The sequence below is a fragment of the Paenibacillus mellifer genome (assembly GCF_023195895.1).
Taxonomy (GTDB): Bacteria; Bacillota; Bacilli; order Paenibacillales; family Paenibacillaceae; genus Fontibacillus; species Fontibacillus mellifer.
This window is the reverse complement of the sequence record NZ_JALPRK010000002.1, coordinates 211,504-224,523: the sequence shown is the minus strand read 5'-3', so window position 1 is coordinate 224,523 and position 13,020 is coordinate 211,504. Positions and strand designations below refer to the sequence as shown.

The 13,020-nt window shown below is 56.4% G+C and carries 13 protein-coding genes and 1 riboswitch; of the genes, 1 reads left to right on the top strand and 12 read right to left on the bottom strand.

Features of this window, described 5'->3' with window-relative positions; translation table 11 throughout:
- Positions 1-180 precede the first annotated feature (180 nt).
- Positions 181-855, bottom strand: a complete 675-nt coding sequence (ribE, locus tag M0651_RS03765) for a riboflavin synthase (protein ID WP_248550502.1) — start codon at positions 853-855, stop codon at positions 181-183.
- Positions 855-1,982, bottom strand: a complete 1,128-nt coding sequence (gene ribD / locus M0651_RS03760) for a bifunctional diaminohydroxyphosphoribosylaminopyrimidine deaminase/5-amino-6-(5-phosphoribosylamino)uracil reductase RibD (protein WP_248550501.1) — start codon at positions 1,980-1,982, stop codon at positions 855-857. Before ribD ends, ribE begins: the two co-directional genes overlap by 1 nt.
- A 294-nt stretch (positions 1,983-2,276) precedes the next feature.
- A riboswitch (FMN riboswitch) is annotated at positions 2,277-2,439 on the bottom strand.
- Positions 2,440-2,652: 213 nt separating this feature from the next.
- Here ribD and tlp point away from each other — a divergent pair.
- Positions 2,653-2,880 carry a small acid-soluble spore protein Tlp gene (tlp, locus tag M0651_RS03755; protein WP_248550500.1) on the top strand — a complete coding sequence of 76 codons (228 nt, stop codon included), beginning with the start codon at positions 2,653-2,655 and terminating at the stop codon, positions 2,878-2,880.
- A gap of 72 nt (positions 2,881-2,952) precedes the next feature.
- Here the strand turns inward: tlp and M0651_RS03750 are convergent, their stop codons facing one another.
- The 10 genes from M0651_RS03750 to uraH all read right to left on the bottom strand — a co-directional run bounded on the left by M0651_RS03750 (position 2,953) and on the right by uraH (position 13,009).
- Entirely contained in the window at positions 2,953-3,390 is a 438-nt protein-coding gene (locus M0651_RS03750) for a peptidylprolyl isomerase (protein ID WP_248550499.1), read from the bottom strand.
- Positions 3,391-3,535: 145 nt separating this feature from the next.
- Positions 3,536-4,864: a diaminopimelate decarboxylase gene (gene lysA / locus M0651_RS03745; RefSeq protein ID WP_248550498.1), complete on the bottom strand. Its 1,329-nt coding sequence runs from the start codon at positions 4,862-4,864 to the stop codon at positions 3,536-3,538.
- 111 nt (positions 4,865-4,975) lie between these two features.
- Positions 4,976-6,622, bottom strand: coding sequence for a spore germination protein (locus M0651_RS03740; protein WP_372490872.1), 1,647 nt, complete (start codon positions 6,620-6,622; stop codon positions 4,976-4,978).
- Positions 6,623-6,649: 27 nt separating this feature from the next.
- Entirely contained in the window at positions 6,650-7,072 is a 423-nt protein-coding gene (locus tag M0651_RS03735; RefSeq protein WP_248550497.1) for a stage V sporulation protein AB, read from the bottom strand.
- On the bottom strand, positions 7,072-7,710 hold the full coding sequence (locus M0651_RS03730; protein WP_248550496.1) for a stage V sporulation protein AA: 639 nt from the start codon (positions 7,708-7,710) through the stop codon (positions 7,072-7,074). Before M0651_RS03730 ends, M0651_RS03735 begins: the two co-directional genes overlap by 1 nt.
- A 151-nt stretch (positions 7,711-7,861) precedes the next feature.
- Positions 7,862-8,569 carry a purine-nucleoside phosphorylase gene (deoD, locus tag M0651_RS03725; RefSeq protein ID WP_248550495.1) on the bottom strand — a complete coding sequence of 236 codons (708 nt, stop codon included), beginning with the start codon at positions 8,567-8,569 and terminating at the stop codon, positions 7,862-7,864.
- Positions 8,570-8,670: 101 nt separating this feature from the next.
- Entirely contained in the window at positions 8,671-9,912 is a 1,242-nt protein-coding gene (locus M0651_RS03720; RefSeq protein ID WP_248550494.1) for a pyridoxal-phosphate-dependent aminotransferase family protein, read from the bottom strand.
- A gap of 47 nt (positions 9,913-9,959) precedes the next feature.
- Positions 9,960-11,309: a M20 family metallo-hydrolase gene (locus tag M0651_RS03715; RefSeq protein WP_248550493.1), complete on the bottom strand. Its 1,350-nt coding sequence runs from the start codon at positions 11,307-11,309 to the stop codon at positions 9,960-9,962.
- The gene (allB, locus tag M0651_RS03710; RefSeq protein WP_248550492.1) at positions 11,192-12,586 is read right to left on the bottom strand and encodes an allantoinase AllB; all 1,395 of its coding nucleotides are present in this window, start codon (positions 12,584-12,586) and stop codon (positions 11,192-11,194) included. The genes M0651_RS03715 and allB overlap by 118 nt, the downstream gene beginning before the upstream one ends.
- A 39-nt stretch (positions 12,587-12,625) precedes the next feature.
- Positions 12,626-13,009 carry a hydroxyisourate hydrolase gene (gene uraH, locus M0651_RS03705; RefSeq protein ID WP_248550491.1) on the bottom strand — a complete coding sequence of 128 codons (384 nt, stop codon included), beginning with the start codon at positions 13,007-13,009 and terminating at the stop codon, positions 12,626-12,628.
- Between the last annotated feature and the right edge of the window lie 11 nt (positions 13,010-13,020).

Sequence of the window (13,020 nt, the reverse complement as noted above, 5' to 3'; positions counted from 1 at the left end):
GTAGTTCAAAATATTATCTTTGGATCACGAAGCAGCTCAAGGTAGTCCATTCGACGGCGAATCTTGAATTCACTCGGGCCTTCCGCTGCTCACGTAGCTTACAGCTACGCTGCGCTGCTCATTCCCTAGCTTCATTCAACCTTCTTGGTGCTCCAAACCCAATACTTTGAACCTTTTTGATCAGACAAACCCGTTCGCTGCCAGAAATGGAAGGTTGATCCCAGAGCTATCGCCCGCTTCTTCTTCCGTATCCACGCTGCCTCTGCCGTACTTCAGCAAGTGCTCCACGTATTTGCCAAGCACGTCGCATTCCAGGTTAACCGTGTCCCCGGCCCGCTTAAAGGCCAATACGGTTTCAGCCAAGGTATGCGGGATAATGGATATCGTAAACATGCCGCCTTCCGCTTCAACCACCGTCAAGCTAATCCCGTCCACAGCAATCGATCCTTTAGGAATAATGTATTTAAATAAGGATGACTTACCGGGTCGGATTTGGAATACTACTGCGTTTTGATCCTGGCTGGATCCGACTATCGTGCCGATTCCATCGACATGCCCCTGTACGATATGCCCGCCGAACCGCCCGTTTGCCTCCATGGCGCGCTCGAGATTGACGCGACTGCCTGGTTTCAAATCCTTCAGATTTGTATTACGGTACGTCTGCGGCATGACATCTACCGTAAAGGAGGACGCATCAAACGAAGTTGCTGTTAAGCACACGCCGTTAATCGAAATACTATCGCCGAGCTTGATGCCTTCCGTGACAACCTTCGCCGAAATGCTCAGCAACATTGCTTCGCCCTTACGGCCAATCGACTTCATCGTGCCAATTTCCTCAACAAGTCCTGTAAACATCAGTGATCCTCCTCCTTCACTTCAGCTGTTGCCCAGACCGGAACTCCTCTGATACACACATTATCCCCGATTTGTTCGACTTCCATGTCGCGCAAGGATACGGCTTCCCGCATGAGATCATATCCAGCAAAGTGAAAAGTTCCAGGTGCTTCGCTGCCGCCTACAAGCTTGGGGGCAAAGAACAACACAATTTCGTCCACCAGCCGGCGTTCCAGCAACGAGCCATTCAGTCGTCCGCCTCCTTCAACGAGGACGGAGGATATGCCACGCTGCCCGAGCTGGACTAACGCATCCCGGAGATCGACCTGCGGACCGCTGCCGCAACGGAGGATTTCCGCGCCAAGCTCGGTCAAGCGTTCCGCTTTGTCCGGATCCGCCTGTTGGGTGGTAATAATCCAGGTTGGAGCCACCCCATCGCGGAGGATCTGTGCCGTCTCGGGAATGCGGAGTGTGGAATCCGCGACCACCCGTACTGGCGATAATCCCGGTACGGTTAATCGGGTCGACAGCTGCGGGTCATCGGCTATAATCGTCGATACGCCAACCATAATTGCTTGATGGCGATGTCGCATCGTGTGCACGATTTCCCGCGCCTTCTCATTGGATATCCATTTACTGTCCCCTGTTCGACTAGCAAGCTTCCCGTCTAACGTGCTGGCGGATTTGATCGTCACGTAGGGCATGCCGGTGGAGATGAACTTGATGAACCGTCGGTTTAGCTTCAAGGCCCGCTCGCGCAGTACACCAACTAGAACCTCGATCCCTGCGGCACGCAGCATCTCAATTCCTCTCCCGGCAACGAGGGGATTGGGATCTTCGCAGGCAACCACGACTCGGCGAACCTTCTCTTGAATCAGCCGCTCCGCACAAGGCGGCGTTAAACCGTGATGACTGCAAGGTTCCAAGGTGACGTAGACCGTACTGCCTTCCGCCCGGGAACCGGCCATATTCAAGGCATGCACTTCGGCATGAGGGGTTCCCCGCTCCAAATGAGTGCCTAGTCCAACCAATTCTCCTTCCCTTATGACTAAGGCACCAACGACCGGATTCGTTCCGGTTTGTCCCAACGCCCGCTCCGCCATGTCCAGCGCTAAAGCCATGTAGTATTCGTCATCAATTACCTTCATCCGCGCTTCCTCCTTCCGTCCATACGTATCGATCAGTAACCAAAAACAAAAACAACCCTGCCGCAATCCGGCAGGGTTGATCATGAGAGTAGTTCTACGCTAAATCAAAGAGCACCTTCGCCTATCGTGTAGCCCCATTTATCCAAAGATAAATAGATGCGACACATGAAAGACGAAAGTTAGCATTTGCCAAGACTCCTCCACAAATAACAGTTTGTGAAAAACAGAACTTGATCAAATGAAACTCTTTAAATCCGAACACCTTCGCAAATAAAATAACGTCCGTGCTCTCGCGTTTTCCTTCTCCCATCCAGACTATACTGTCGGTCCCGGAATCTCACCGGCTCAGCCGCATGCTTACGAAAGCACTGCGGGTCACGGACTTGTGCTTCATCGGACTAACGTCCAATGAGCCATCACCGTCGGTAGGGAATTTCACCCTGCCCCGAAGGATTGCTAAATATTTGGTTTGCATAACTGCAAGACGAATGTTAGCACTAATCCTGTCAAAAATCAAGCCTGCACCTCACAACGTCTGACCCGGTTCCATTCGTGTATGGAATATTCATCCCCCATCCGCCTCGACCTAAAGTGAATAAAAACCGCTCGAAAAAGCCAACCCTAAGGGCGATATCGTATTGACAAATCCCTATATCCAGGAGGAATGAACGTGGCTAAACCGGACAATCGCTCCGATAACGTCGATAAGCTGCAACGGAGCATTCAAAACACCATCGAGAATTTCCGAGAGGGTCAAGATTACCTCAGCGAGCATGCGGACGAAATCTCCGTCAAGGAGAAGAAGCAGGTTGAGGAGAAGAACGATAAACGGCTTCACGCCATCGAGGGCTTCCGGGAAGAAGTAAAGGACGAAGCTGCTCACCAAAGAAAATCGTAAGAATAATCAAAGGGGTGCTCCGCTGCCAAGTCTGCTTGGCCTTGCGGGCACCCCCTTCACTTTGAACCTGATTTAAGCTTCGTCCCAAACAGAAACTTCCTTCATTTTATCGCCAGGACGGACATTGTCCACGAGTTCCATACCCGAAGTCACTTTGCCGAAAACGGTATGTACCCCGTTCAAATGCGGCTGTGCTTCGTATACGATAAAGAATTGGCTGCCGCCGGTATCTTTGCCGGCATGGGCCATCGACAGCACCCCGCGCTCATGTTTGGTTACGTTCGTGTCCGTCTCGCATTTGATAGTATAACCCGGACCGCCGGTGCCGTTGCCAATCGGGCAGCCGCCCTGAGCCACAAATCCTGGAATTACACGATGGAACGAGAGTCCGTTATAGAATCCGGAATTAGCCAATTTTTCGAAGTTTGCGACCGTACTCGGTGCTTCCTCGGGAAGGAACTGAATTTCAACCTCGCCGCCTTTTTCCAATACGATTTTACCTTTTTTCATATCCGTGCACACACCCTTCTAATTTAGCGTCATTGGACAAACCTCTTCCAGTTTACTAAAAAAAATCCCTTCAAGCAAAAAAAGGCCGGTTAGGGACCGGACGACCCGGTTCCTCTCGGCCTAGAAATCTTTCTTTTCCTTCCGCTTATTTTAGCGAAGGTTGTTTGGCGATCCGCTCCGGAATCACGTCGCACGCGACCAGATCCTGCAGGGACTCCCGTTTCACGACAAGATCGCTGCGTCCGTCTTGAACGAAGACAACCGCCGGACGGCGAATCCGGTTATAATTGCTGGCCATGGCGTAGTTATAGGCGCCGGTGCAGGCCACGGCAAGCAAATCGCCGCTGTTCACCTTCGGCAAATCCACGTCCCAGATCAGCATGTCGCCGCTTTCGCAGCATTTGCCGGCGATCGATACGGTCTCTTCGTTCGCATCGTTGCCGCGGTTGGCGAGCATCGCCTCGTATTTGGAGCCGTAGAGAGCCGGACGCGGGTTGTCCGTCATCCCGCCATCTACCGCAACATATTTGCGTATGCCGGGGATATCCTTGCTTGTTCCCACCGTATACAACGTCGTGCCGGCATCACCGACGATGCTCCGGCCCGGTTCAACCCAAATTTCCGGAAGCTGCGCATAACCGGCAAATTCCCGTTTGACCGCATCCGTAATCGCACCGACGTAATCGGAAACCTTCAGCGGCGTATCGCCTTCCGTATAGCGAATGCCAAAGCCCCCGCCCAGATTAACGACCTTGAACGTAACGCCCAACTTCTCCTTCACTTGCATGGCAAAAGCCGCAACCCGCTCAACCGCCATTTGGAACCCTTCCACCTCGAAAATCTGCGAGCCGATATGCGAATGCACGCCGAGCAATTGCAGATTCAAACTGCGGTTAGCCAATTCTACGGCATCCATTGCCGAGCCATTGCCGATATCAAACCCGAATTTGGAGTCGGTTTGACCGGTCGAAATATATTCATGCGTATGGGCTTCCACCCCCGGAGTTACGCGCAGCAACACATTGACGGTGACGCCTTTCTCGGCGGCAAGCGCCTGCAGCATATGCAGCTCTGTAAAATTGTCGGCCACGAAACAACCGATCCCGGCGGAAATCGCCATTTCCAACTCATCCGGCGTCTTGTTGTTGCCATGAAAATGGATTCGCTGCGCGGGGAACCCCGCTTGAAGGGCCGTAAACAATTCACCCTCGGAGACGACGTCCAGGGACAAGCCCTCCTCCTCGGCCAGCCGGCACATCGCCATGACGCAGAATGCTTTGCTGGCATAAGCGACCTGGAAAGCCAAGCCCGATGCCCGGAAGGCATTCATATATTCACGGCATCTTTGCCGTACAAGGGCTTCATCTACGACATACAGCGGCGTTCCGTAGGTTTGCTTCAGCTCGACCGAATCGCAGCCGCCGATTTCGAGATGGCCTTTTGCATTGATTTTGCTGGTACCGTGTAAATACATCTATGCAGTCCTCCACTTTCAAATTTTACACCAGTATAGCAAACAACCGGGAACCTGAAAAATGGATTTTTCGGAATAACATTTGTGTTATTTGTTGAACAAGCCTAAGCGTCACCGTTTCCCCGGCATCCGCGTATTGTCCCGCGGTTTGTTGGAGGACGGTCTTTGCTTGGACGTCATCACCGGAACACGGAACAACACCCCAGCGATAGCCTTTGCATTAAAAGGTATAAACGGCCACATGTAAGACGAGTTATTCGAGCGGCGCAAGGTCAGCAGTACGATAAACGCCGTTACCCCGACCACGAATCCAGGGGCGCCGAAGATCGCCACCGCCACGAGCAATGCCAGCCGCACGACACGATTGGCGAGGCCCAGCTCATAACTCGGCGTTGCAAACATCCCGATCGCCGCCACCGCCATATAGAGGACGACCTCGTTGACGAACAACCCCGTCTGAACCGCGATATCCCCGATCAGGATGGCGGCGATCAAGCCCATTGCAGAGGCGAGTGGCGTCGGTGTATGCACGGCTGCCATCCGCATCAGATCGACACCAAATTCAACCAGCAAGAACTGGGCGATTAGCGGGATTTTCGCTTGTTCCTGCGGTCCAATGAAGGCGAGTCCCGCCGGCTTGAGTTCCGGATGAACAACGATAAGCAGCCAGATTGGAAGCAGGAAGAGCGAGGCGAATATGCCGAAGAAACGCACCCAACGCAAATAAGTTCCCATAAACGGGGTTTGCCGGTTCTCTTCCGCATGTTGACACAGATCGAAGAACGTTGTCGGCAGAATCATCACGCTGGGCGAAGTATCCACGAAAACGACAACCCGTCCTTCCAGCAAATGCGAAGCGACGACGTCCGGACGCTCCGAATAACGTACCAACGGATACGGGTTCCAGCCTTTGTGGATGATCGCCTCTTCCAGCTGCTTATCCGCCAGGGGGATCCCGTCGATGTTGACCGCTTTGATCTTCTCGCGGATGGAGTCGACTTGGGTCTTGTCTACAATATCGTCGATGTAGGCGATACACACATCCGTGCGAGTCCGGCGACCCACGCTGATCATTTCCAATTTGAGCCCTGGATCACGCAGCCGGCGGCGGACTAAGGTTATATTGGTGACCAGCGTCTCCGTAAACCCGTCCCGTGCGCCGCGTACCACGCGCTCCAGAGACGGTTCTTCCGGGCTGCGGACCGGGTACTGCCGTGTATCCATTAGCAGCGCCGTTTGCTCTCCTTCGATAAACAGCGCGCTCATTCCAGTTAAGGCTTTGTTGATAGCATCGCTCAGCTTCTCCGTTTTTTCCACCTGAATATGAGGAATATAGAGTTCGAAAAAAGATCGAAGCGCCCCGGTTGTTAGATCCTCAGGCGTCAAATAGGTCAGTCGCTTGAGAATTTCCTGCATGGCGTCGGTGCGGGCAAAACCATTAATGAAAAAGAGACAGGTCCGTTTGCCTCCAAAGGTCATATCGCGGAATACGACGTCAAAGCTTTCCCCTAGTCCGACAACTTCCTTCAGCGTATGTTTCGTTGTCGTCAGGCTCCGGCTGATGGCATCGCTTTGCTGCCAATAGATCACTGACTCCTCCACATTATCGGATCTCTCCGCTTCGCGTTTCCGTTTGATCGCCTCATCTTCCGGATAATTCTCCTGCAGGAAATTCTCCTCATCCTCGGGCATGAAATCCGGGACCGCCTGCGGCCGATCCATATCGCCTTGCATTGTCTCTTGTGTATCCTGGTCCATCCAACATCAACCTCCGTTTCTTCGAGTTCACGGTCTGTAAATAAACCATTCAAATAAGGAGCCCGCCATTTTGCCGAACACCATCGCGAGCAAGAAGCCAAACAGGTACCGCTGCATATGCAGCCTTTTGGCCAAAATTGGAAGCACGTTCAACACTTCGGTCAGAGCGGCAGCCAGCATACCGACAAAAACGCCGTTAAACAAGCCGACAATGCCGGTCGCCAGCCACGGCCCCGTCACCTTCCAATTCCAGAAGTCCGCCACCGTGCCAACCACGGCTCCGGCGATCATCGCCCCTTCATACCAGTGCACCTTGTCGTAAGAATTCGTTACTTGGGCCAGGCGCGGGATCATGTCCAGCACAATAAATAAAGCAATCACGCCGCCGCCCACGGCAATGCCGCCGGCCAGCCCAAGGAAGATCGCCAACCCCGCTGCAATGGGAGACATTAGGATCGCTCCGCCGGCGATTCGGCGCGGTGCATTTTTTTGTACTCCTCAGCGACGACGTATTGGTTGAGGTTCTCCTGGTAGAGGAACATCTCGACTTCCAGCGGGGTGGGCTCCTCATTCCACTTCTTCCTGAACAAATGATTAAAAAACACGATCATCCCGAAACCGATCCCCACAGAATAGGCCCCTTGAAACAGATAGGGGTGCTCGTCCTTCTCGCCGGTGATCATCTCCACGATCCGTACCTGCACCTCCGGCATGCTAACATCGGCGTGGAAATTCATGATGGTTAGCGCCGCCCCGAAGAAGAGCAGCATCCAGACCATAGCGAACAGTAGCAGTGACGGTTTCTTCTCGGGTTTGACCATTTCTACAAGCACATGCGGTTCACCCAGCAATTCGACGCGTTGCCCCGGAAATTGGGATTGGATGGCGGAGATGACCTGCAGCATATCGATGACGATCAGATTACCGTCGCGCTGCTCCGGCCGCACCAACTCCAGCTGTAGCAGCCTGGCTTCCAGTTCCGGCTCCGCCAGCACGCGAGCCACGTCTCGCAGCCGAATCGGCGTTCCGGCGGGAATCCCGACCTGCTTGCGCAGACGCAAATAGACGATGGAAGCAGACTTATCCATGCTGACCACCCTTCCACTAGCGTAATGCCCATAGTATGCCAAGCGAGGAGGGGCTTTACTCTTGATGATAAATTTGAGGTAACAAAAAAAGCATGGGGGAGATGCATTCGCATCACTCCCATGCTTGTTCCACTTTGGTTCGCTTTTGGAATTACAGAGATATGGCTGTATCCAGCGCCACTTCCATCATTTGCTTGAATGTCGTTTGCCGTTCTTCGGCTGAGGTCTCTTCGCCGGTCAACAGATGGTCGCTGACGGTCAGAATCGTCAATGCTTTCGCGCCGTATTTGGCGGCCAGCGTATAGAGCGCTGTCGTCTCCATCTCCACTCCCAGCACGCCGTATTTCATCAGCAGTTGGGTTACGCTCGTATCGTCGCGATAGAACATGTCCGAGCTGAAAATATTGCCGACGTGCAGCTTCAGCCCCTTTTCCACGCCGCGTTCATAAGCTGCCTTCAACAGCTCAAAGTTAGCGATCGGCGAGAAATCGTACCCGCCGAAGACATGCCGGTTCATGCTGGAATCGGTACAGGACGCTTGGGCTAAAATGACGTCCCGCACATGGACATGCTGCTGCATGCCGCCGCAGGTTCCGACGCGAATCAGGTTTTTGACGCCGTACTCCTTCATCAATTCATTCACGTAGATCGAAATCGACGGAACGCCCATGCCCGTACCCTGTACGGAAATCCGCTTCCCTTGATAGGTGCCGGTAAAACCAAGCATTCCGCGCACCTCGTTATAACAAATGACGTCGCTTAAATACGTTTCTGCGATAAATTTGGCCCGGAGCGGATCCCCCGGCAGCAGGATCGTTTCGGCGATATCTCCCGGTATGGCTGCGATATGTACACTCATGTTCTGGTATCTCCCTTGCTTCCAATTTTGGTATAGCTGATACCCTCTTATTATATAAGATGTGACGACCTGAGTACATGGATGCACCTATCGCAAACCTATTAAGACTGGAATAGAATTGATTGTTCGTACACGTCCAGCGCCGCCTGAACGGCCTGCCCGGCCGGTACGCGGAGGGCCTGGCGAAGAAGCGCCGCCTCCAGGGCTCCAAGCAGCCGTAACACATTATCTGCACGGCAGCTGTACCCCATCGTCCCGATACGCCAGATCAAGCCCTTCAGCGGGCCAAAGGAGCTGGCGATTTCAACGCCAAATCCCTCGAGCAGCAGCTTCCGGACTATTTCACCGTCCACCCCTTCAGGGACATTGACGCAGGTGACCATCGGCATTTTGCAGGTGGGATCGCCGTACAGCGTTAATCCCATCGCGGTGAGCCCCTGCACCAGCGCCGACTCGTGCAAGCGATGGCGGGCAAACCGCGCCTCCAACCCTTCCTCCAACACAAGCCGGATCCCTTCGCGAAGCGCGTAAAGCATGGAAGTCATTTCCGTATGGTGATTCAGCCGGAGCGGGCTCCAGTAATCCTGAAGCATCCCCAGGTCAAAATAATTGCTCCGCACCGGCTTAACGTCATCCGCCAGTCCCGCATCCGTCTTTAATCCGCGTTCCACCCGTTTGCGGGACAACAGCTTCTGTTCGGCACGGTCGTTGTACGTGATTGGCGCCATGCCCGCCGGAACGGACAAGCACTTCTGGGTTCCGCCGATGACGGCATCCAGCAGCAAGCGGTCCGTATCCACGGGCACGCCGCCGAGCGTAGCCACCGCATCGACGATCAGGAGAGCATCAACCTCGCGGCAGGCCGCCCCGATCCCTTCCAGCGGCTGCAACCGTCCGGTCGAGGTTTCGCCGTGCACCATCGCCACGATCTGCGGCTTGATCCGCCGGATCTCCGCTTGGATCTCGCCGGGCGCAAACACGCTGCCCCAGGGCCGCTCGAGCACATGCACCTCGGCCCCGCAGCGGTCGGCGATTTCATGCAGCAGATGGCCGAAGCGACCGTAAATCGGTATCAGCACGCGGTCTCCCGGGGCGATCAAGCTGACCATCACCGCTTCGATGCCCGAACGGGAGGTGCCGTCGACCGGATAAGCCCAGGTGTTCCGCGTGGCGAAGAGCTCGCGCAGCATGGACATCGTTTCGTTCATGATCCCGGTAAACTGCGGATCGAATTGCCCCAGCACCGGATACGACATCGCCCGCAGCACTCGCGGGTCCACCTCCACCGGACCCGGCGTCATGATCGAACGCAAGGACGGCGACAAATCTTCAAACCGTTTCATGCCCCTCTCTCCTTTCACTTCTTGCCGCATCAGCGCTCGGAACCCGATCATTCCTCGTAGCCCAGCTTGTATAGCAGCGCAATCAGAACGTTCAGCCCGGCGGTTAACGCTTCCGGAGGCGTATCCTCCTCGGGGGCGTGGCTGATGCCGCCCCGGCTCGGGACGAAGAGCATCGCCGCCGGGCAAAGCGGGGCGAACAGCTGGGCGTCGTGCCCGGCGCCGCTGACCATGCTTCGCCAGGTGAACCCCTGCCCGGCGCAGATCGCCGCGAGTTCGTTCTGCAGGCGGGCGTCCATGAGCGCCGGAACGGCAGCGAGCCGCGGTTCGACTCGCAGTGCCGCGCCGCGCCGTTCGGCGATCTCCGCGAATACATCGAGCGCTTGGGCGCAAAATGCTTCCAGCTCGGGTTCATGGCTATGCCGGATGTCGAGCGTGAAGCGCACCTCACCGGGAATAACGTTTGGCGTGTTCGGCCGCACCTCCAGCCGGCCGACGGTGGCGACCAGCGGGTCGCCCGTTGCAGTCGCCAGCGCTTCCAGCCGCAGCGTCATTTCCGCAGCCGCCGCCAGGGCATCGCTGCGCAGGCCCATCGGCGTCGTGCCGGCGTGGTTCGCCGCTCCCCGAACGACGGCGGCGAACCGCCGCTGACCGCAGATGGCGCTAACGATGCCAAGCTGCGTTCCTTCACGCTCCAGCACGATGCCCTGCTCGATGTGGAGCTCGACGTAAGCGGCCAGGCCGCTGCAAGATGGCTTAGGCTGCCTCGGCCCAAGCTCACACCCCGCCATTGCCTCCTGCAAGGAGACGCCGCCGGCATCCCGGCAATCTGCAGCTTCGCTGATGTCGTAAAGCCCGGTCACGTGGCCCGACCCCCAAAACGTCAGAGGGAAGCGACTGCCTTCCTCCTCGGCGAACGACACGGCGGTTATCGTCCGCTGCGGCGGACCGTACGTGCGGCGCAAATGCCGCAGCGCTGCCAGCGCCGCCGCGACGCCATAGGCTCCATCGTACCGGCCGCCGCTGACAACCGTGTCGATATGCGAGCCGGTCAGTACGATCGGCTCGGAGCTGCGTCTCCCGGTCAGCTCGCCATACACGTTGCCTACGTCGTCAGCATATCCCTTCAGCCCGCTGTCGGAGATTTGCTCCAGCAAAAACTGCTGGGCCTGCATCCACTCCGGGCTGTACAACAGCCGGGTGACTCCTTCCCCCGGCTCACTAAACTCCGCAAGCTTCTCCAGCAGCCCCTGCATGTAGGCGGCGGCTTCCTCCGCCCCGCTCATCGGACCGGCTCCCGGTTGCCAAGACGGACCGGCTCTCCGCCACCGGGAGCGATCAGTCCATCCTTTAGTGTATAAACCAGCCGGCCTCGCATAAGCGTAGCGGTCACCCGGCACGACAACGCCATCCCCGTGTAGGGACTCATCTGATGCCGATACAAGAGGTCCTCCGCTTGAAGGATATAAGGCATATCGGGGTGCAGTAACACCAGATCGGCATCCAGTCCGGCGGCGATCTTCCCTTTGCGCTCGGCCATACCGAACCGCTGGGCCGGAGAAGCCGCGAGCAGCCGCGTTATCAAGGGTACCGGCAGCCCGCGGCGGTTGACGCCTTCGTGGAACAGGAGCTCCAGGCTGCTCTGCGCGCCGGAGATGCCGCCCCAAGCGGCAAAAAAGGACAAACCCGGATCCAGCTTCAGCTCGGGCGGACAAGGCGAATGATCGGAGGCGACTAGATCGATCTTCCCTGCAGCCAGCGCCTGCCAAAGCTTCTCCCGTTCTTCCGGGCTGCGCAGCGGCGGCGCGCATTTCGCTACCGGTCCCAGCCGGGCCATATCCTCTTCATTGAGCAGAAGGTAATGGGGACAGGTCTCGACGGACACGTCCTGACCACGCCGCTTCGCGGCCTCGATCAGCTCAACCGCAGCCGTCGTGCTGATATGCACGAAATGCAGTCTGCAGCCGGTTCGCTCCCCATACAGCAGTGCCCGCGCGACCGCCTCCAGCTCGGCAAGCGGCGGCCGGGAGGCGGCGAAATCGCGCGCCCCTGTCCTCCCACTGCGTATCGCCGCTTCGCCAAGCACGGCCGTTATCGCATCATTTTCAGCGTGCAGCGCCAGGAGTCCGCCGAACTCCGCGATCTTCGCCATCCCTTCGTACAGCGTGGCATCGTCCACCTCGCGAAAGCGGCCCTCTCCTTCCCCGCCGGGATTGGAAATAAACGCCTTAAAGGCGGGAACGCCTGCGGCCCATAACTTCTCCAGCTCGCCGAGATTTCCAGGAACCAGGCCGCCCCAAAATGCGTAGTCAACCACAGATTGACCTGCGGCTCGCTCCGCTTTTAGCTGGAGCGCCGGAACGTTCACCGTAGGCGGATTACCGTTTAGCGGCATATCGATGTAGGTGGTGCAGCCGCCGGCCGCCAGCGCCGCCGAACCGTTGGCAAAGCCTTCCCAATGCCCGAAGTTCGGCTCATTGAAATGCACATGCGCATCGATCATGCCCGGCAGCACGTACTGCCCTTCGGCTTCCAGCACCGTCTTCCCCGAGCTCCGCTCCAGGTCTTCCGTCAACTTGACGATTTTTCCGGAAGACACGGCAATGTCGAGTCGGGCAACCCTATCCGGCAGCACGACTTGACCGTTTTTGATGATCAGATCGTAAGTTTCGCTCATGCTAAGCTTCCCCTCCTCCGATGACCTTTCGCCTTACGCTTAGCCTCCGCGGTAGGTGCTGTAACCACCTGGTGCCAGCAGCAACGGAACATGATAATGGCCGCCTTCAGCGCTGATGTGAAATCGGATGGGAATGAGGCGTAAAAATCCGGGTTCCCCCATTCCTTCAACCGATGCAAGCTGACCCATCTGAGTGAAATAATCCTCCGCGTCAAATAAAAGCTCGTATTCGCCCGCCGTCATCTCCGGTCCCTCCAGGAGCGGAACGTCCAAGCGCCCTTCCGCATTGGTGCGGGCGGAACGAAGCAAAGGGCGATGTTCCCCTTCCAGCCTTCTTAACTCCACATGCATACCTACTGCCGGAACCCCCCGTGCCAAGTCCAACACATGTGTCGTCAATCGGTTGTACTGCCCGCGTACCATACCATTCCGCC